Origin of the sequence: Viridibacillus arvi (assembly GCF_001274945.1) — a bacterium.
Taxonomy (GTDB): domain Bacteria; phylum Bacillota; class Bacilli; order Bacillales_A; family Planococcaceae; genus Viridibacillus; species Viridibacillus arvi.
This window is the reverse complement of the sequence record NZ_LILB01000005.1, coordinates 1,202,745-1,224,074: the sequence shown is the minus strand read 5'-3', so window position 1 is coordinate 1,224,074 and position 21,330 is coordinate 1,202,745. Positions and strand designations below refer to the sequence as shown.

Here is a 21,330-nt window from a genome sequence, read left to right as displayed (position 1 = left end):
AGAAATAGTTGAATCATACAGCTATTTCACCTTTAGTGAGTATAATTTAGGAGTGTGCGTATGACAGCAATAACCGGCAAACAATATATTGACCGAATTAACAAGTTGAAAACGAATGTTTGGGTTGATGGTAAGCAAGTGACAGGTAATATTTCCGAGCACCCTGCTTTCAATGGAATCATGAAAAGTCAGGCGGCATTATATGAGATGCAGCATGATAATTCATTAAAAAGTATCCTCACATATCCATCACCATCTACTGGAAATCCAGTAGGTCTGTCTTATCTACAACCTAAAACGAAAGCGGATTTAGCTAAAAGAAGAGAAATGATTCAGCAATGGGCGAAATCAAATAATGGAATGATGGGCAGAAGTCCAGATTATATGAATACATCGTTAATGGCGTTTGCATCGTCTGCTCAATTTTTAGAAGGGAAAGAAAACTGCTTTCCTGAAAATTTACGAGCGTTCTATGAGTATGCACGAGAGAATGATATATCGATGACACACACATTTGTGGATCCCCAGGTTAATAGAGGGCAATATTATGTGGAGACTACAAAAGAGCCTATTGCTGCAAGAGTAATAGACAGTAACGATGAAGGTATTATTGTAAAAGGTGCACGGTTACTCGCAACTCAGGGTGGCATAACTGACGAATTATTAGTGATGTCAGCTGCAGGAATGTTGGAGGAGGAAAAGGGATTTGCCTTTTCGATACCAAGTAACACTGAAGGGTTGAAATTCCTATGTAGAGAGTCTTTTGTTGGGGGAGATTCAACATTTAATTACCCATTAAGCTCTCGTTATGATGAAATGGATACGATTGTAGTATTTGATAATGTATTAGTTCCTTGGGAGCGCGTTTTTTATTATAACAATTTAGGTGTAGCTAATAATTTTATGATGGCAAGTTCTTTTCAACCTTTTGCGTTGCATCAAGTAGCTTGTAGACAAATTGTAAAAACTGAATTTGTTTTGGGCGTAGTACAGTCAATTATCAATACGATTAATATCGGTGAATACTTACATGTTCAAGAAAAGGCTACTGAAATTATTGTTGCGTTAGAAACAATGAAAGCACTGGTCATGAAATCAGAAGCAGAAGCCAAGTTGGATGAATCAGGCGTTATGAGACCAGATCGTACAACGTTACAAATATCTATAAATGTATTTCCTAAGGTCTATCCGAGATTTGCTGAAATCATTCAAATCTTGGGAGCAAGTGGGTTAATGTCAATCCCAACTGAAAATTCATTCCAATCAAGTATAAGAAAAGACCTAGATCAATATTTGCAATCGAAAGCCGACACAGCAGAAGATCGAGTGAAAATATTCCGTCTAGCTTGGGATATGACTATGAGCTCTTTCGGCACACGTCAAACATTGTATGAGAGACTGTTCTTTGGTGATCCCGTAAGGCTCTCTAGTCAGCTTTATTTTACGTATGATAAAGAGCCATACGTGCAAAGAGTGAAGGATGTACTGAATTTTAATACCAATTCGCTAAAAAAACTTTAATGTACTAATAGTCCCAATAGCAATAGCGAAAATCTCCTCATCATTAGATAAGGGGATTTTTTTACGTCATAATTCAACTCATTTAGAGGATACTACACGTACATTAATTCGCAGAAAAAAGGGGAGTGGTTGTATGAATCAGCATTTGTCCAAAGGCAAAAGATTGATGTTCCAGTACATAGTTATGCTCATCATTCTGACTTTAATAAGTTGCTCCTCTTACCAAACAAAAACTGCTGCAAGTAGTGAGACAACATTATTAGATATGACGATTTTTCAAATTGGCAAAGCTGACAGCATGCTTTTAATGTCCGGTGGCAAAACGATATTGATTGATACTGGAGAGGACAAGCATGGCAAAAAAATTGTCAATTATTTAGAAGAGCATAATATAGAAAAGATTGACTACCTGATCTTGACTCATTTTGATAAAGATCATGTTGGTGGAGCAGATACAATCATCAATAGTGTAGACGTCCAAGAAATTATTACGCCTAATTATAAGCGTAGCAGTATACAGTATCTAGAGTACAAAAATGCCATTGCAGCAAATCACATCGCGCCCATGGCTTTAACGGCTACGTACTCCTTTACTGCAGGTACCGCAGAATTCACAGTATACCCACCTCAAAAAAGTAAATACAAAATAGAAAATGATTATTCACTTATAGTAAGCGTTCAACATGGAAGCAACAGCTTTTTACTAACAGCAGATGCAGAAGAAGAGCGCATGGATGAAATAATGAAGCATAGCGTAGTTGAACATACATTTTTAAAAGTACCACATCATGGGAAGTTTGAAGATAATACATTGGAATTTTATAGCATGGTGAAACCAAAATTCGCTGTCATAACGAGTGCAAGGAAAAGAGCAAAAACAGTCAGTGCCTTGGAGAAATTAGGAACAAAAGTTTTTGTCACAAGAGACGGAACTGTATATGTTAAAAGTGATGGTACTTCGATTAGTATGCAACAATAACTACAGTTTAAAACTTGGTCTGTATGTTAGATGTATTGAAACCCTAACCTTTTTGGAGTTTAGGGTTTATTTTTTAATCGTTTGAATATATTCATCAAAGGGAATAATAAACATTGTGAAGTCATTGAAAGGAGTTATGAAATGAATAACAGACCTTGGATCATAACGCAGGAATGGCACGATATATTATTTCTACATTGGCCGGTTTCTGCTGAAGATATACGTCAATACATCCCATCAGAACTCGAACTCGAGCTCTTTGACAATAAAGCATGGATCAGTTTAGTGTTTTTTCAAGTAAAAGAAAATCGCCCAAGATTTATACCAGCAATGCCTGGCATCAGTTCATTTTTAGAATTAAATGTCCGCACATACGTTACTTATAAAGAAAAGGCAGGCGTATATTTCTTAAGCATAGATGCCAATAATCAACTAATCACAAAACTAGTGAATTATAAAAACTTTATGCCTTTCAGACATGCCAATATTACTTTGAAAAAGTACGAAAATGCTATTACTTTTTATAGTAGAAGCAAACAAATAGAAACAAATTACGAAACACTAATAGCTTCATATGAACCAATCTCTGGACCCATTGAACGTAGTCAACTCGAGTGCTGGCTAAGCGAACGTTATCATTGCTGGACAAAAATAGACGACCATTTACTTAGAGTAGACAACTCACACACACCATGGAAGCTGCAAAATACCGCATATACCATCCATGAAAATTCAATCGCTTCTTATTTAAACTATAATGACAAAGAAAACTACCCAATCGCTCACTACTCCAAAATGAAAAAAGTCCACCTTTACCCTCCAGTTAAAGAAACGTAAAATCATTGATGTCTTTAGGGGAGAAGGAAGCCTCTAAGGACGTGAGTTAGAGCAACAAACGATTGAGATAAAGCAACAAATCCCTAATTTCGAGAGGCAATCAAAATCTGCTGTCATCTAATCCTGAAATAATAGCTAATATTGGTGGATAGCCAAAATATGATCAAAATAGAGATTCTCTCAACCTCGAGGTACCTAAAAACGGAGAAAAGGGAGCCAAATAGGACGTGAATATTCTGCTAAATAACTAAGATAGCGCAACAAACAGATGAGTTAGTGCAACAAACGGCCGAGTTAGCGCAACAAACAACGCACTTAGCACAACAAACAGTCGTATTAGCGCAACAATCCTCAAATTTGAAAGACAATCAAAATCTGCTGCTATCTAATCCTGAAATAATAGCTAATATCGGTGAATAGCCAAAATATGATCAAAATAGAGATTCTCTCAACCTCGAGGTACCTAAAAACGGAAAAAGGAACAAAATAGGACGTGAATATTCTGCTAAATAACAATGAAGTGAGATAGCGCAACAAACAGATGAGTTAGTGCAACAAACGGCCGAGTTAGCACAACAAACAACACACTTAACACAACAAACAACCGAAATAGCGCAACAATCCACAACTCAACCTAATCCTCTATTGAAATATTTTCCATATTATGATAGATTCTATCTAACTATAGTTGAGAGGGAGTGAATCTTCATCATTATTACAAGACCCGTTCCGCTACAAATTCAAGCACTCAATCGGCTCCTTTATCGAGTCCCGAACACGCATCATCAAACCATCAACAGTATACGGCAAGACACCGAGCGGATTTTAGCAGGCTATAAAGGTGAATTGCGCGTCGACCATTTCGTCCAAGAAACTCATTTCAAACTGCCATATTTCTATATTCCTAATGTTGAATTACAAGTTTCAAAATTTCGCTTTGTTCAAATAGACTCTCTCATTATCACTCCTAGCTACATTTGCTTGTTTGAAGTGAAAAATATGCGAGGAGTATTACGATTCCACGAAAATCCTTATCAACTAGTCCAAATAGTAAATGGTGAAAAGCGAATATACGAGTGTCCCCAAACTCAAATTATCCGTGCAGTAAGTAGCCTGAAATATTGGCTCCAAAATAACAAATATGAAATCCCGATATACTATAAAATTGTCATGCCAAACACCAACACATTTATAAAAAAACGCCCCAAGAAAGTGCAATTACTGTTCAATAAAGAAATCTCCATCTTTCTAGAACAGCTTAATTCTCTCCCACACAAACTCAACGTTGAAGAATTCCATTTACTTTGCAATCAACTAAAGTCACAAATCAAGCCCTATAATCCCTTCCCCTTATGTCAAAAATACAACCTACAACCCGAAAATCTAATCCCAGGTATGATTTGCACATGTGGTGCATCGATAGAGTATTCATCTAGAAGAAGCCAATGTTGCTCAAATTGTAAAGCACCGAAGCAAATCATCCTCGAGCAAACTATGCTCGATTGGTTTCAACTATTTAAACCTACCATTACAAACAAAGTGTGCAGAGGCTTTCTACAAATAGAAGATAAATTTACAATATCAAGACTCTTCAAAAAGATGAATTTAACTCCGATAGGAAACACAAAATCTCGTGTGTATCACTATGATTATAATCAACCGTTATTCAAAAAATAAAACCAGCAAAAGCTGGTTTTTTTATGCTCAAAATCAATAAAAGCACTGAGTGTAAGGACGTGAATATTCTGCTAAATAACAAACGGCCGAGTTAGTGCAACAAACTACTTAGTTAGTGCAACAAACAGCGCACATAGCGCAACAAACATCTGAGTTAGCGCAACAATCCCCAAAGTTAGCGCAATAATCAATTATCCAAAGTCCATTTATTCTACAAATAAAAAGACTACCCAACTAACTGCGGGTAGTCCCTACTATAAAAAATCACTTCTCAACAGGCTTCGAAACAATCACCGAAGAATCGCCTTTAATAAGATAAATACAAAAACCAATAGCAGTCCCGACAATTGCAGGAATAATCCATCCCAATCCAAGATCAGCAAATGGAAGATAGCTCATATATTTATCTACTACACCAAACGTGAAGCCAAATGCTTTTAGTCCGTCATATAATGCAACGATTCCAGTAAGTGTCATTGCTGAAACATAAACATACGAAGATCCTTTGAATAACGGATGGAAAAGAGAAATTACGATCAAGACAATTGTTAATGAGTAAGCAGCAACTAAAAAAGGAACGCTTACCAATAAAATTGTACTAAGTCCGAAGTTTGCTAACCCGAAACCAATCAATGAAAAGAATAAAGAGATTTTCTTATAACTAAATTTAGGAACTAATGAATTGAAATAGTTTGAACAAGCAGACACCAATCCAACACACGTAGTAAAGCAAGCGAGAACGAAAATAATACCTAATAATAAGTTGCCCCATTGTCCGAACAATAAATACGAAGCAGAAGATAGAATGTCACTACCGTTTTCAAATGTACTTGTTCCTGCCATTTTCACACCAATATAGCCTAGTGAGCAATATACAACAGCAAGTAAAGATCCTGCTAAAAGACCCGCTTTCAGCATTTCTCTTCGAAGCATTTTACCTTCAGTAGCTCCTTGTTGCTTTAGCGTTGTCAGTATAACAATACCGAATGCAAGTGCAGCTAGCGCATCCATTGTGTTATATCCTTCTAAAAAACCTTTTAGGAAAGGATATTGAGCATACTCTGTTGTTGCAGGGGCTAATGCGCCATTTTGTAAACGAACAAAACCTACTACAACTAAAATTACCATGCTAAGTAATAGAAGTGGTGTAATGATCTTGCCCATAAGATCCATCATTTTACTTTGATTTAAGCTAACTAAAAATACTAAAAGGAAAAATAATGCCGTAAAACCGATTAGAGCAAAAGGTGAATCAGAAATAAAAGGCTTTAACCCCATTTCGTATGCAAGTGTTGCATTACGTGGGATAGCAAGAAATGGTCCGATTGATAAATATACGATGATAGTAAATACGATTCCGAAAATAGGATGAACGCGACTTGCTAGTGAACGTACTCCTCCTTGAACAAAAGATAGAGCTGTTAATACGAGTAGAGGAAGACCGACAGCAGTTACGATAAAACCAGTAATTGCGAGTGGAAAGTTTGTTCCTGCATTAGCGCCTAAAAACGGTGGGAAAATAAGATTACCAGCTCCGAAGAACATTGAGAATAACATTAATCCAATAAATAAAGTTGTTGATTTTTTCATTTCATTCACTCCTTCAAAATAGTAATCCATATTCAGTGAAAATAGGCACAAAAAAAACTCGCCCCTATAAAAGGGACGAGATTACTCGCGATACCACCCTAATTCTGGAATTTTGTGTTCACAAAAAATCCAGCACTCAGCCACCGTACTATCATACGTGATCCCAAGGTAACGGAGGATTTGCCGGCAAAATTTACATCAGGTTCAATTTTGCTTCTCGGAGATGATTTCAGAAAAGGACTTAAACATCGACTTTCAGCAAGCGTCGACTCTCTATAGATTAAGTATCCATTCGTACTTATTCTCTTCATCGAATTTGGATATGTTTTATAGCTTATCAGCTTGAAAAAAAATTGTCAATATAAAATGAAGAATTAGATATTTCAGAGATTAGTTGAGGTACTATTACACATAAATGTATCTAATTTATAAGCTAGTAGAATAATCGGTAGTCAAAAAGTAACTATTAAATATAATAAAATTACATTTTAAGGTATAATAGTTATATTAGAATGGGTTGTTAATAGATTTAATGGGAGGGGTTTTATTGCGGAATCGTACGAAAAAGGAACAAAAAATGATTGATGAATTAATAGGACTCTTAGTACTTATAGCGGCGATAATCGGCTGGTTTACTACTAACACTTTGACGGGAGTTTTTGTTGCAGTTGGATTATGTATTATTGTTATTATAATATTCTCGATTTGGAGGTCTATTAGGTTTAACAAGAAGATGAAGGAATCTGGGATACAAGAAATCGATAAGATGACTGGAAGGCAATTTGAGGAATATGTTGGTACAATATTTAAGAGCCAAGGCTACAAAGTGTCCTATACATCTACAACTGGAGACTATGGAGCAGATCTAATATTGAAAAAAGAACAGCAAGTTATTGTTGTACAAGCAAAGCGATATAAGCAAACAGTCGGTGTTAAAGCAGTTCAGGAGATAATCCCGGCTATTAAAATGTACAATGCAACAGTCGCTTGGGTAATTACGAATAGTACATATACAAAACAAGCCTTAATACTCGCAAAAAAGAATCATGTCCGGATGATTGAAAGAGATGAACTAATCAAGATGAGTTTAGATATGAAAAATAGGAATGTGAAACTGGAGCTCAAGACTGATTGATCCAATCTAAGCGATAAAATATGTTAGTAAAAAATTAGATTTTTTTATGAGTTTAAAATGATAATATGTTGAAATCTCAGTATTTTTAACACTAAATAATGGATAATTCTAAAATAACTTGAACGATAGTACAAATGTTACTATTACTCAAGTTATTTTTATTTTTAAATACAAATTACAACGGAAATATCATAATAATATTTCCGCTTCACAAAAATTTCGTGCAATTCTAATCGGTAATAATTTTTATAAAACAAAAACCCGACGCATGAAATATCACACGTCGAGCGTAAAAATAGTCTAGTTTCTTCTATTATAATGTAGAAAAAAATTATAGTGTTTCTGAAGTTGTTTTTGCTTGCATATGAAGCTGTAAATAATCAGGACCGCCAGCTTTTGAATCTGTACCTGACATATTGAAACCACCGAATGGTTGGTATCCTACGATAGCACCAGTACAGCCACGGTTGAAGTACAAGTTACCAACGTGGAAGCGTTGACGTGCATATTCGATGTTAGTACGATTTTTTGAAATGACAGCTCCAGTTAAACCATATTCAGTGTCATTAGCAATTGCGATTGCTTCTTCGAAATTAGAAGCTTTAGAAATAGCTACAACTGGTCCGAAGATTTCTTCTTTCATAATACGTGCTTCAGGAGATACATCTGCAAATACTGTTGGTTGAACGAAATAGCCTTCTGATTGGTCAGCAGTACCGCCAGCGATTAAGCGACCTTCTTCTTTACCAATCTCGATGTAGCTAGTAATTTTATTAAATGCTGCTTCATCAATAACTGGTCCAGTATAGTTAGTAGGATCTTCTGGATTACCTACTTGTAATGCTTTTGTTAATTCCTCTACACGTGCAACTACTTCATCATAAACTTCATCTACAATTACAACACGTGAACATGCTGAACATTTTTGACCACTAAAGCCGAATGCAGATTTAACGATAGATTGAGCAGCTAATTCTAAATCAGCCTCTTTATCTACTACAATCGTATCTTTACCGCCCATTTCAGCGATAACACGTTTAATCCAAATTTGACCTTCGTTTACAACAGAAGCACGTTGATTGATACGAAGACCAACATCACGAGAACCAGTGAAGCTGATGAAACGAGTATGCTTGTGATCTACTAAATAGTCGCCAACTTCAGCGCCTGAACCTGGAATGTAGTTAACAACACCTGCTGGAAGTCCAGCTTCTTCTAATACTTCAATGAATTTGTAAGCAACAACTGGTGTAGTTGAAGCAGGTTTTAAAAGTACAGTGTTACCAGTTACAACTGCTGCTACAGTAGTACCAGCCATGATTGCAAATGGGAAGTTCCAAGGAGAGATGATGACACCAACACCTAAAGGAATGTAGTCATAGCGGTTAAATTCGCCAACGCGACTTTCAACTGGTTGACCATCTTTAATCGCTAACATTTGGCGACCATAATACTCAAGGAAATCGATTGCTTCTGCAGTATCAGCATCAGCTTCGTTCCATGGTTTACCAGCTTCGAATGTTAACCAAGCAGAGAATTCGTGTTTACGACGGCGGATGATTGCAGCTGCTTTAAATAAAATATCAGCTCTTACTTCAGCCGGTGTATATTGCCATTCCCCAAAGGCAGTATGTGCAGCTTGCATTGCTTTTTCAGCTAATTCTTGGTCAGCTTTTGATACAACACCAACTAATTCTGATTTCTTAGCAGGATTGTAAGATGAGATTTTTTGCTCAGTTGTTACTTTTTCACCGTTTATGATTAAAGGATATTCTTGTCCCAATTGCTCTTTAACTTGTTTTAATGCAGTTTGATATGCATCTGCATGCTCGTTCGAAGTGAAATCTGTAAATGGTTCATGTTTGTATGGAATCATTATTTTTTTCTCCCCCTAAGTTGTAAAGTGCAAAATGAGTTTGCACTTTTCTGAAAAGTATATATATAATAATGCAACATCATTTGGCATATTACAATAAAAATATTCAAAAAATTATAAAAAACTTAAAGGGGTAAAAAAATTGGAATTAAATGGTCTTCTGCAATTGTATGAATTTATTACGGAAATGAGTGATATCGGCATTAGTGCAATCGATGTTAACGGAATGCCGGTAATTTATAATAAAAAAATGAAAGAGCTTGAGGGCATAACAGATGAGGAGGTTAAAAAACGCTCCGCAAGGGAAATTATTAATTTTGAAGCTGAAGAGAGTTTATTGCTACAAGTGTTACATAAAGGTCAACCGATTCGAAATCATAAAAAAACTTTTTGGAATCGAAAAGGGCAGGAGATTACGACCATCAATAATATTTTGCCGATTGAAAAAGAAGGGCGAATTCTTGGAGCAGTAGAGTTTGCGAGAGATATTTCTACACAAGAATTCATGATGTATCAGCCACTCCGACGTTATGGTCAACCTTTAACGTTTGAAACAATTACAGCTGTTTCAGCAGCGATGAAGAATGTAATTTCAACTGCAAAAATTGCTGCGACTAGTCGTATTTCTGTAATGCTTATCGGGGAATCAGGAACTGGGAAAGATATGATCGCTGAAGGAATTCACCACTCACTTTCTGTACCCAACGAACAATTTATAACGCTCATATGTAGAAGAGACGAAGAAGCAGTAATTGCACAGCTAGAAAAATATATAACTGAGCATCATAACATTACTTTTTTCGGTGAACGCATTGAATATTTATCGATGTCAGCACAGGAAAGAATCGTAGAATTATTGAAAATCCATGAAACAAAAAATCACGTCTTTATCGCTAGTATTGGTGGCGACCCAATTGAACTAATAAGTGATGGTAAGCTATCGAAAAGCCTATACTTTTTCTTCTCATCACTTACAATCCGTGTTCCATCAATCAGAGAACGAAAAGAAGATATTATGCCCTTCGTGAATGATTACTTTTCGAGACATCGACAAGACTACGGGTCCTTTGTAAAAGGTCTTGTACTAGAAGTCGAAGAAATATTTTTGTCTTATGATTGGCCAGGAAACTTGAAGGAATTAGAAGTGTTATTAGACGAAATAGCATCTCTTATCACTACAGAAGAGAGTATTACTTATGAGATGTTACCAGCTTATTTCCGATGGAAGGTGCAAGACATTCATCGTCAGGAAAATACTGTGCAAAGTGAATTATTTATCGTGCAGACAGTAAAAGATCTCCGTCCACTCGATCAATATATCCGTGAAGTGGAAGACTATTATGTAGTCAAAGCCCTTGAATTCTTTGGTGGTAATGTCTCAAAAACTGCAAAAGAGCTAGGGTTAAAAAGACAAAGCTTACAATATCGCATGAAACGAATGAAAGATGCTGAAGAGAAAAAATAAAAAATCCCGCCTTTTGAGCGGGATTTTTTTTATTTGCGTTTTGATAGTCGACCAACGATGAATGCTGATGCAGCTAAGCCAATCGCAGTGTTTGTTTTTTTATTGAAAACTTGTTTTGTAACAAGCGTTAAGTTTTGAGGACGCTCCGCTAAACGGCGCATGAAGTATCCATACCAATCACGACCAAATGGCACGTAAGTACAGAAGTTATAGCCTTCTTTTGCTAATTGAAGTTGCATATCTTTACGGAAACCATAAAGCATTTGGAATTCAAATTTGTCATTTGGAATATTATTTGTTTTAACAAATTGTTTTACATGGTTAATGACACGGTGATCATGTGTTGCGATTGAAGTAAATTTACCATTCAGTAAGTGATATTCAATTAATTTAATATATTTTGCATCGATTTCAGCTTTATCTTGGTAAGCAATATTTGCTGGTTCTTTATAAGCACCTTTTACGATACGCAAACGGTAGTTTTTATATTTTTCGATATTTTCATCAGATTCATGGAAATAGGCTTGAATAACTGTACCGATATTTTGGTGCTCAGCATTTAGTTGCTCCATCAACTCAAAAGAAGGGTGTAAACGATCATAATTCTCCATGTCAAAGTTCACGAAAATATTGTATTGATCAGCTAGAGCAACAATTTCTTTTAAATTTTCATAACAGAAGTCAATATCAATGTCTAAACCTAATTGTGAAGGTTTTAAAGAGATATGAGCATCTACCCCATGATCGTGAATTGCTTGAATTAATTCTAAAATTTGATTTTTAGCAGCAGTAGCTTCTGATTTTTCAAAAACAAATTCTCCTAAGTTATCAACTGTACATGCGATACCATGCTTATTTAATTCTTTAATACTATCAATCGTTTCTTGAATATTAGTACCGGCTACTACACTTTGTGCCCCCATCTTTAAACCGTATCTTTGAGCAGCTGCATTTAGTGTGCGATTCTCGGATAAATACATAAAAAAGTCTCTTAATATCATAAAAAATCTCTCCCCATCATTTGTGAACTAAATTCCAAGCGATTATATCACAAAATTTCAAATTGCAAGAGTTTTCTTTTAAAATAAATTTTGACAAAAGAGATAATTCAGATAAAATTTTCGGTCAAAAAAAGCTATAAAATCAGAGTAAGATATATATAAATTAAGGCTCAATTAGATATTTGAAAAAACTTTTATAAAGCAGATTAGTTCATAAAAATAGAAGCTAGGAATTTTCCAATAAATCATAGAAAGTAGTTTAATCATTAAAGAAAATACAAACTCAAAATGTAATACTAATATAATAACTAGAGCGGTTAAATTATTGCCATATGTTTAGTCATGAATCAATTGCGATAGTTGTAACAAGTAAGGCACTATCAGAAAAATAAACATAACTATATTGATTTTTTTGATTACTGTTGAATTAAGGATGTTTTTATAATAAAGAGGTCAGAATTCATTTTTAGATATTTAGAAGAGTTGTTGAAGAAATTGCATTTTTGTTTAAATTATTTAAAAATAATTAATGCTAGAGGATTTATAAGTAGATCTTGGTAGTTTACAGATGAAATCATTAGAGAAGAGTAGAGTGAATTTAGCTGCATTTATATATGTTTTTTGGTATTCGAAACGATTCAGCGTTGAGGTATTAAAATGAGTAGCCAATATTATTGAAGAATTGACAGGGTAATAGGACAAGATTACTCTGTCAACATTGTATACATAATTGTTAAATCTAATATTGTCTAGATCTCTTTATCAAGTTCATACATTCATTGTATTTGGCTTTTTTTGTACGAAGTTTATTACTTGGAAACGTTATCATCAACTAATAATAATTTGTTTAAATCGTGCAATGGCAATAGTGCCTTCTGAAATGAGTTTCCAAGTAATTAGCATATAAACTATCAATAATAGGACACAGGCTAATATGACGCTTTAAAAGTTGAAATACATGACGATCATCAAATGGATCTCTAATTTATATTGGTGTTCAAACGAAGAATTAAATAGCTACTTATATTGAGATGACTATCAAGAACAAGAAAAGCTAACGTCACATTATTATAAATGCTGTATCAGTTTAACACGGGACTTTTTTAATTAGAGAGCGACGCATAATTTCAATTTTTAATAGGTAAATGAAATCTGGATTTAACATGCTAGTAGTGGCAGTAACATAAGCTTTAATCAGTAAATCGTCTGATAATTTACTCACGAATTAGTTCACCTCCATATTTTTGTGAGTCGAGTTCTAAATCGAAACAAGATGGAATATATTGATAGTTAACTTTGCTATAAATAATGTAGCAAATTGCTTTGTACAAGACAACCACCCCTTTATCCACAGACTTTCGTGGATAATTTGTGATTAACTTATGGATATAATGGTTAAATATAGAAGGGGCGGTATGTATAATGTGCATAAAGTTATCCACAGTTGTATGTACCACTAAAATTTGTCGAAAGATTTTTCTGAATTGTCAGCTTTTCGTTGGTATTTCGAGTTGAATTGACATCATAAATGGGATTTTAATTCAGAAAAATAGAGATATAAAGCGCTCCCAAATCAGCGTGAGAACTAGAATTCACTTATAATAAGACGTGAATATTCTGGTAATAAAAAATTTGGATAGTTATCACGGTTAATAGTCACAATATTACAAATATTTATAGTTGTATCATAATAATTTTTATATTTCCCTCAAAAATCATCGTTTTTAGGCAATAAAACTACACAATCCCCTTATGGTTAACGCTCAAATAATATAAAAAACATTAATTAACATAATATTCTGTCGATTTTGAATTTAAATATAGTTACAGTCGAAAGAGGCCCTGTTGTTTTTCATGAAAACAACAATTTAATGAATATAGAAAAGATGGTTATTAATGGATAAAATTTCAATTATCTTTAAATGGATCTCCTAATTTAAAATTTAGGAGATTTTTTTGCATTAACATCACTTATTTCATAAATCTTAAATGAGCTCTTATATCTTTTTTTAGCATTCCTGGATAGAAAAATAGGATTGTTTGTTTTAGAGGTTATCCTCTCATTTTATTAGGGTTAGGATATTAGTCCTTTGAAAACGCAATGCTAAATTTGATATTTCAAATTTTAATAAATAGAAAAATAAGTAAAAAAATTCTTTGTGTATTAGGATGAAAAACACATGAAAACTCTTTGTTTTCAATTGATTATATAAAATATAGATACGGTGAAAAGACAATGAAATCAAAAATAGAAACAATCCTTTAGTACTATTCGTTTACTTTGAAAATTAATAGTCATATTACCCTCTTTTTAATTTTATAGGTGTATTTAGGCATTTTACAATAAAATTGAAAATCTAATAAATTTAACAAAAACGAACTTTAACCTTATAAATATTGTTATAGCAACATTCCTACGTATTTTTTATGAATAGCTTCAATGTACTAAAATGAACTTTTAGAGACTTAAGACCTGTAATCTAATAGTAAATTACTATTATTTATAAAAATGGAGAAAAAAATCGCCAAAAACTGACAAAAAAATGAATTGTAATCTTATATAGTTGTAGTTACAACTAGAGATTGATATTTGGCACCATTGATTCTGTTTACCTAAATGTCTGTTTGGGAAAGGAGGCAAAGGTGTTTTTCTTTGGTCTTTTTAGGGTGACTTAAAAGGCTATCAGCTTCTATTAAAGAACAAATTTCTTTATAAAATTAGAGGGGGAATGAAGATGAGGAAAACAAGTAGTCCTGTCAAAGCATTTAGCATCGCTGCATCTGTACTCATGGCATTTTCTTTAGTCGCTCCAAATGTTGCTAGTGCGAAAACGACTGATAAGCTGCATCAATCTTTCAGAGATTCAAGTTCTAACACTTCTCTCGTGAAAGACAAGCTAAGCGATCGATTACTCAATAATTTTAAAGATGATGAAAAGGTAACATTCCTTATCAAATTTAAGGAAAAATCTGCTGCACATAAGGTAGCTACTGAAGCGAAGAAAAATGCAAAGGCAGATAAAATGACAGCCCATCAAGCTAAGCTCGCTCAACGATCTGCAGTTGTATCTGATTTGAAGGCAACTTCACTTGAATCACAAGAAACAGTCAAAGACTTCCTTGAACAAGAAGAGAAAAAAGGGAATGCAAAAGATATCACATCCTACTACATCGTTAATGGGATGGCTGTTACCGCAACAAAAGAGATTGCTGAAAAAGTGGCGACATTTGCAGAAGTAGAAAAAGTATTACCAAATGAAAAACGTCAATTATTTACGACAAAAACAAAAGAGACACCTGCACCTAAATCAAAAACTGCAAATGTTGAGTGGAACGTTGAACGAGTTAAAGCTCCTCAAGTTTGGGCAAAAGGAATTGATGGAACAGGAACAGTGGTGGCAAGTATTGATACGGGTGTGCAATGGGATCATCCAGCATTAAAGCAAAAGTATCGTGGTTTCAATGCATCTACTGGACAAGTTTCACATGACTTCAACTGGTTTGATGCAACTGTTGGACGTAACACTCCGTATGATGATATTGGACATGGTACACACGTAACAGGAACAATGGTTGGAAGTGAACCAAATGGGTCTAACCAAGTTGGGGTTGCACCTGGTGCGAAATATATTTCTGTCAAAGCATTTACAGCAGAAGGTGGTACAGATGCGGATCTATTAGCAGCTGCACAATGGATTTTAGCGCCAACTGATGCTAATGGAAATGCACGTGTTGATATGGCTCCAGATATTGTGAATAACTCTTGGGGTGGCGGTCCAGGTCTTGATGAATGGTACCGAGATGTAGTACTCAATTGGCGCGCTGCAGAAATTTTCCCTGAATTCTCGGCTGGTAACACTACGAGAACGAATCCAGGTGGACCGGGTTCTGTTGCTGCACCAGCTAATTACCCAGAGGCATTTGCAACTGGTGCGACTGATATTAACAACAAAGTAGGAAGTTTCTCACTACGTGGACCATCGCCATATGATCAAATCAAGCCAGACATTTCAGCGCCTGGTGTGAACATTCGATCAACTGTTCCAGGTAGCGGCTATGAAGGTGGCTGGAATGGAACATCGATGGCTGGCCCAGCAGTATCGGGGGTATTAGCTCTTCTTCGTCAAGTAAATGCGAACTTAACAGTTGATGAAATGGAACAAATTCTACTTGATACAGCAATTCCATTAACTGACTCTGAATATCCACAAACACCAAATCATGGATATGGTTATGGATTAGTAGATGCTCAAGCAGCAGTTTCTTCAATAGTTACGGGCCTAGGTACGCTAAAAGGTCAAGTGACAAAACAAGGTGATGACAATGAAGCGCCAGTACTAAAACATAAAAGTCCTGTAGAAGCATTTGCAGGGATGGATTTAGATTTGACAGCTTCAGTAACAGATAACATTAGTGTTTCATCTGTTATCTTAAATTACAAAGACGCAAATGGCGCTTGGAAAGCAATTACTGCAACTCATAAATCAGGCGATTATAAATCAGGGGAGTTCGGTGTAACGATTCCTGGTGAAGCGATTAAAGTAGATTCATTCAAGTACAAATGGACAGTCAATGACTTCGGTAATAACGAAGTGAATAGTGAAGAATATGTAGTACAAGTAAAACCTGGCATCACAGTAGGATACTTTGAAAACCTAGAAAAACAACCTACTGGCTGGACTTCGTTTGGCAATAAAAACAGCTGGGAGTGGGGAACACCAACGTCTGGTCCAGGAAAAGCTGCTTCTGGTGAAAAAGTGTATGCAACAAATTTAGCTGGTAACTATGACAGCCAAATGAACGCAACACTCGTGATGCCTCCAGTTGATTTACCACAAGGCCATTCTTATTTACAGTTCAAACAATGGCATAACTTCGAGGAATCTACATCGGGAAGAGCTTGGGATTATGGACATGTCTTTGTCTCAACAGATAGAGAAGAGTGGACACAAGTAATGATGGTTCAAGGTGCTTCAAACGGTTGGAAAAATGCAGAAGTTGACTTATCAGCTTATGCAGGTCAACGCATCTATATTGGTTTTAATGCTTTCTCTGATGGAAGTGTTAATAAAGAAGGTTGGTATATTGATGATATCGGGTTAGTGGATGTCTCACAAACAGGCAAAGTGTCTAAAGATAAGGACAAAAACAAAAATGTAAATGGCAATAAATCTAATAACGCTAGCGATAAAAATAGCAGTAACAAAGGAAATGTAGGAAAGGATAAAGATAAAGAAGCTATGAAAGAGTGGGTTGATCCTAAGACTATTCGTCCGGTATTGCCTACAAAAGAAAAACCATCGGTAGAAGAAGCTATTGTGAATCCAACGCTTTTACCTTTAGGTGCTCAAGTAAGTATTCTTGAATCTGGCCGTTCAGTGTATTCAAATCCTGCTGATGGTTCATATTCATTAACACATGGTGCCGGAACATTCACTGCGAAAGCAGAAGCTTATGGGTTCACATCTAAACAGCAATCTGTTTCGATTGAAGCAGATGGCATGGCAACTGCAAACTTCACATTGAATGAAGTTGCACAAAATACAGTGAGTGGTAAAATCTCTGACAAATCAACAGGCGAAGGCATAGCAGGAGCAACTATCTTACTAGTTGAAGATGCTAATATTACGCCGGTTACTACAGATGCAAAAGGTAACTATTCATTGACTGCATACGAAGGAGACTACACATTAAAAGTTGTTGCTCGTGGCTTCTATAGCCAAGAAACAACTATTAAAATTGGCCAACAAGCTACGACTCAAGATATTGAGTTAAAACCTTTCTACACTTATCCGGGTGGCGAAATTGGCTATGATGACGGTACTCCTGAAAATGCACGTGCATTTAATGCAGCAGGAAACGCTTGGGCAGTGAAAATGTCTCTTCCTGAAGGAAAAGAAAATGGCATTGTAACTGATGGTGTATTCCGATTCTGGGACACTGAATGGCCAGTTCCAGGTGGTACTGCATTCGCAGTTGAAGTTTGGGACACGACTGGGGCAGATGGATCGCCTGGTAAGAAACTTGCGGGTCCAATTGATGCAACAGCTCTACGTAATGGTGAATGGACAGTTGTTGATTTAAGTGATCACAATATTATTGTAAATGGCGACTTCTACATGGTATATCGTCAAACGCATGCTAGTCCGAACACACCAGGTCTTGCAACAGATGAAAGTGGAGAAAATGCAGGACGAAGCTACCAAGGTGTTTCCGATGCTTGGTCACCATCACCTGCTGAAGAAGGAAACTACATGATTCGTGCCCGTGTAAGTTATGAAGTACAGGGCCCAGTAATTACTTCACCAGCAACAAAATCTGTGACAAATGAAGCATCAACAAAAATCGAAGGAACAGCTTCACCAACAACGACGATTAAATTAAAACAAAATGATCAAGAAGTTGGATCTGCCGTCGTTGGAGCAGATGGTAAATTCTCAATCGATGTTAAATTATCAGAGGGTTCAAATGAATTCGTAGCAGTAGCAACTCTTGATAATCGAGTAATAGGAGAATCTAAAGCTGTTAATGTTGTATTAGACACGATGAAACCGGAACTGAAAATCGAAAGTCCGCTCGATGGGGATAAAACAAACCGTGAGTCAGTAACAGTTGAAGGTACTGTTGAAGATGCGAATCTAGATTGGGTACGTGTAAATGGAAAAGACGCACCTGTGGTCAATGGAAAATATTCGAAACGTATTCTTCTCGACAACGGTGTAAATGAAATCAAAGTAGTAGCTAGCGATAAAGCAAACAACAAAGTAACAAAGAAAATTAGTATCACAGCAAATTACGATGCACCTGTCATTGAAAACTTAACACCAGTAGAAGACCTTAATCTGGAAACAGGCAAAAGTGTTAAAATTGAATTTGATAGTGCAGCTGGATTGAAAGCTACTTTCGTCATCCACATGCCTCTAACAAACGTTAATGGACAAGATCAAAATGCGACTGAGCTACCTATGTCAGAACAAGCGGACGGTCATTACGTAGGCTATTGGACAGTACCATCAGGAACAGTAGCTAAGGGAGCGGTAATCGAAGTAAAAGCTGTTGATAATTTCAAAAACGAAACGCGTCAAGAAGCGAAAGGTAAGCTGTATATCAATGTTGAGAAATAAACGCTATTAAGTAATGAACCCCCTATCTCTTTTGAGAAGGGGGTTTCTAACATCTAAACGGAAAATGCATATGCTTTAGCAAAGGAATTTATGAGAAACACTGTTTTTTAATCACTATTTTGGACCATTTTATAGTCTCATACATATCCTACAAAGAATGAAAAGAAAAAGGAGTGAAATTGAATGGTTCAACCTTTTCATGGAGGACAGTGGCAACGCGAAAGTTCTAATTTTTGGCGGGGACAGCATTGGAATCAAGGCAACAATTGGCACCAAGGTAACGACTGGCACCACGGCCAAAACTGGTTTCCAGGTCAGCAATGGAATCAATGGAATCAATGGCAACCATGGCAACAACCATGGCAACAACCGTGGAATCAATGGAATCAATGGGGTACATGGCATCCATGGCACCGTTGGTAATAAATTAGAACGAGTATAGTCACACATAGATTTCACATATATTTAATACGACTATCAAGCATCCCCTGATTCGATTGAGTCAGGGGATATTATTATGCCTCAGAGGTAAAAACACTTTAGAAGTGCTCAGGAGATGCAAATTATCTAACAGAAGCATGCATATAATTGATTGAAGGGTGGGGAGATATTGAAAGAATATGCAGATGTACTGATGAGATTTTTACCTTCAACGGCAACCATTTTACAATTACAACAACCGGAAAAAAAGCCGGCAATACTGCTAGCAGATATAGATGGAGATCATAAAGAAGAGATAATCGGAGCCTACAACTATCAAGGTCAAAATTATATTAAAATATTAAAAAATAACCATAATGAATGGGTTCCAATAGCAGACATCAAAGGAAGCGGATATGGAATAACGAACTTAGAAGTTGTGCCATTAGTTAACAAAAATATAAATACTTTAATTGTAGGTTGGCAAATAGGGAGTATATGGTCGAAGTTAGACCTACTGCAATGGACAAACAAAGGTTTTATTCATATACCAACGAATAATATGGTCTATAGTAAATTGCAAGTAGAGGATATGCCGAGTACCCAAAATTCGGACGGAAAATACGAGCTAGCTATTTGGATTCACGATACGGGTGATGCCTATAAAATAACTGTCTATCGTATAAATGACATGAGACTTGTAAAGGCAAAAGATGTGTACCCATATTATTTCAAAAAAGTAGAAGCATACTATAAGAATCTATTGAAGAATAATGATTATCCTTTTTATTGGTACTATTTATCGGATGCTCAGATGAAGGCGGGAGATTTAGAACAGGCACTTATTTCAATAGATAAAACGTTGTCGTTTAATTCACCATATCCATCTAAAGAAACTCTACTAGAAAAAAGAAGGCAAATTTTAAATAAGTTGAAGCAGCATCAAGAGGTCGCTCAAATCGTCATCGATAAAAAAAGAGGTGATGTTACAGGAGATGGCTTAATTGATACAGTTCTTCTAACTGCTGAGAAAACAGAAGGAAGTCCATATTTAAAAAATATTACCTTAGTTGTTTTTAATGAAAAAACAAATTTTTATGAACAAATCCCGTTAAAAGAAAATGCAGGATATAACCCCACCATATCGCTCGGGGATTATACAGGAAATGGTGTAGAAGATATTTTGGTTGTCATAGATTCAGGTGGAAGTGGCGGCATCATATTCGCATATATATTTACATATATGAACGGGGAAATGCGCCAAGTATTTGACTCAGATGCCTATAATGAACTTTCAAAATATGAAGTTAATTATTTGGATAATTATAAAGTTAGTGTTACTAGCTCCTATCCAGCGAAAAAATATATCTTAGATCTAACATATAAAGGAAAAGAATATTTATCTGAAATTTATAATATAGACGGCACACTTAAAGCACCAATTCAAGGGTGGGTGGATCCAATTAGCGGATTCTATCCTATTGATTACGCAAGGGACGGCAACTACGAATTTTTGGCGTACCAAGAAATCGCCGGTAGATATCATGCAGATGGATTAGGTTATGTAGAAACAATATTGAAATGGAATGGACAAAAATTTGTTCCAGACCGCCAAACCGTATCAATTTTCGGTGAAGATTTACCAGTGAAATAATCTATGAGTTAGTAATTAGAGGGTGTTTAGGACGTGAATATTCTGCTAAAT

14 protein-coding genes and 1 other annotated feature are annotated in these 21,330 nt (G+C 35.7%); of the genes, 10 read left to right on the top strand and 4 right to left on the bottom strand.

From position 1 onward, the window contains the following. Positions 1–60: 60 nt before the first annotated feature. The 5 genes from hpaB to AMD00_RS24315 all read left to right on the top strand — a co-directional run bounded on the left by hpaB (position 61) and on the right by AMD00_RS24315 (position 5,014). Entirely contained in the window at positions 61–1,521 is a 1,461-nt protein-coding gene (gene hpaB, locus AMD00_RS15135) for a 4-hydroxyphenylacetate 3-monooxygenase, oxygenase component (protein WP_053417833.1), read from the top strand. Positions 1,522–1,654: 133 nt separating this feature from the next. Beyond that, positions 1,655–2,500 (top strand): ComEC/Rec2 family competence protein, encoded by an 846-nt coding sequence (locus AMD00_RS15130; protein ID WP_053417832.1) that lies wholly within the window; start codon positions 1,655–1,657, stop codon positions 2,498–2,500. Between the two features lie 141 nt (positions 2,501–2,641). After that, on the top strand, positions 2,642–3,337 hold the full coding sequence (locus tag AMD00_RS15125) for a YqjF family protein (RefSeq protein WP_053417831.1): 696 nt from the start codon (positions 2,642–2,644) through the stop codon (positions 3,335–3,337). Positions 3,338–3,613: 276 nt separating this feature from the next. Continuing rightward, complete coding sequence (locus tag AMD00_RS23290) at positions 3,614–3,757, top strand: hypothetical protein (protein ID WP_157059261.1); 144 nt, start codon at positions 3,614–3,616, stop codon at positions 3,755–3,757. Positions 3,758–4,039: 282 nt separating this feature from the next. Continuing rightward, positions 4,040–5,014, top strand: coding sequence for a nuclease-related domain-containing protein (locus AMD00_RS24315; protein WP_083446247.1), 975 nt, complete (start codon positions 4,040–4,042; stop codon positions 5,012–5,014). A 264-nt stretch (positions 5,015–5,278) separates the two neighbouring features. Here AMD00_RS24315 and brnQ read toward each other — a convergent pair whose 3' ends face one another. Then, on the bottom strand, positions 5,279–6,604 hold the full coding sequence (gene brnQ, locus AMD00_RS15115; protein WP_053417829.1) for a branched-chain amino acid transport system II carrier protein: 1,326 nt from the start codon (positions 6,602–6,604) through the stop codon (positions 5,279–5,281). Between the two features lie 68 nt (positions 6,605–6,672). After that, positions 6,673–6,924 (bottom strand) — a binding site (T-box leader). 227 nt (positions 6,925–7,151) lie between these two features. Between brnQ and AMD00_RS15110 the strand changes: the two genes are divergently transcribed. After that, positions 7,152–7,739, top strand: a complete 588-nt coding sequence (locus tag AMD00_RS15110; RefSeq protein WP_245639534.1) for a restriction endonuclease — start codon at positions 7,152–7,154, stop codon at positions 7,737–7,739. 331 nt (positions 7,740–8,070) lie between these two features. Here the strand turns inward: AMD00_RS15110 and pruA are convergent, their stop codons facing one another. Further along, entirely contained in the window at positions 8,071–9,618 is a 1,548-nt protein-coding gene (gene pruA, locus AMD00_RS15105; RefSeq protein ID WP_053417827.1) for an L-glutamate gamma-semialdehyde dehydrogenase, read from the bottom strand. 139 nt (positions 9,619–9,757) lie between these two features. Between pruA and AMD00_RS15100 the strand changes: the two genes are divergently transcribed. Continuing rightward, complete coding sequence (locus AMD00_RS15100; RefSeq protein ID WP_083446245.1) at positions 9,758–11,080, top strand: AAA-type ATPase lid domain-containing protein; 1,323 nt, start codon at positions 9,758–9,760, stop codon at positions 11,078–11,080. A 29-nt stretch (positions 11,081–11,109) separates the two neighbouring features. Here AMD00_RS15100 and AMD00_RS15095 read toward each other — a convergent pair whose 3' ends face one another. Together AMD00_RS15095 and AMD00_RS15090 are read right to left on the bottom strand one after the other, a co-directional pair. After that, positions 11,110–12,081, bottom strand: a complete 972-nt coding sequence (locus tag AMD00_RS15095) for a proline dehydrogenase family protein (protein ID WP_053417826.1) — start codon at positions 12,079–12,081, stop codon at positions 11,110–11,112. Positions 12,082–13,168: 1,087 nt separating this feature from the next. Beyond that, positions 13,169–13,303, bottom strand: a complete 135-nt coding sequence (locus AMD00_RS15090) for a sporulation histidine kinase inhibitor Sda (RefSeq protein WP_053417825.1) — start codon at positions 13,301–13,303, stop codon at positions 13,169–13,171. Positions 13,304–14,816: 1,513 nt separating this feature from the next. Between AMD00_RS15090 and AMD00_RS15085 the strand changes: the two genes are divergently transcribed. The 3 genes from AMD00_RS15085 to AMD00_RS24020 all read left to right on the top strand — a co-directional run bounded on the left by AMD00_RS15085 (position 14,817) and on the right by AMD00_RS24020 (position 21,279). Then, a complete protein-coding gene (locus AMD00_RS15085; RefSeq protein ID WP_157059260.1) occupies positions 14,817–19,205 on the top strand; it encodes a S8 family peptidase in 4,389 nt (1,462 codons plus the stop codon). A gap of 157 nt (positions 19,206–19,362) precedes the next feature. Next, positions 19,363–19,647 carry a hypothetical protein gene (locus AMD00_RS15080; RefSeq protein WP_169786364.1) on the top strand — a complete coding sequence of 95 codons (285 nt, stop codon included), beginning with the start codon at positions 19,363–19,365 and terminating at the stop codon, positions 19,645–19,647. A gap of 168 nt (positions 19,648–19,815) precedes the next feature. After that, complete coding sequence (locus tag AMD00_RS24020; protein WP_245639533.1) at positions 19,816–21,279, top strand: FG-GAP repeat domain-containing protein; 1,464 nt, start codon at positions 19,816–19,818, stop codon at positions 21,277–21,279. The last annotated feature ends 51 nt before the right edge of the window (positions 21,280–21,330 follow it).

Bases quoted from the DNA above. Each gene is read 5' to 3' on its own strand.
- brnQ (WP_053417829.1), bottom strand. From the start codon at position 6,604: ATGAAAAAATCAACAACTTTATTTATTGGATTAATGTTATTCTCAATG.
- AMD00_RS15125 (WP_053417831.1), top strand. From the start codon at position 2,642: ATGAATAACAGACCTTGGATCATAACGCAGGAATGGCACGATATATTA.
- AMD00_RS15095 (WP_053417826.1), bottom strand. From the start codon at position 12,081: ATGATATTAAGAGACTTTTTTATGTATTTATCCGAGAATCGCACACTA.
- AMD00_RS15130 (WP_053417832.1), top strand. From the start codon at position 1,655: ATGAATCAGCATTTGTCCAAAGGCAAAAGATTGATGTTCCAGTACATA.
- AMD00_RS15085 (WP_157059260.1), top strand. From the start codon at position 14,817: ATGAGGAAAACAAGTAGTCCTGTCAAAGCATTTAGCATCGCTGCATCT.
- hpaB (WP_053417833.1), top strand. From the start codon at position 61: ATGACAGCAATAACCGGCAAACAATATATTGACCGAATTAACAAGTTG.
- AMD00_RS15080 (WP_169786364.1), top strand. From the start codon at position 19,363: ATGAAAAGAAAAAGGAGTGAAATTGAATGGTTCAACCTTTTCATGGAG.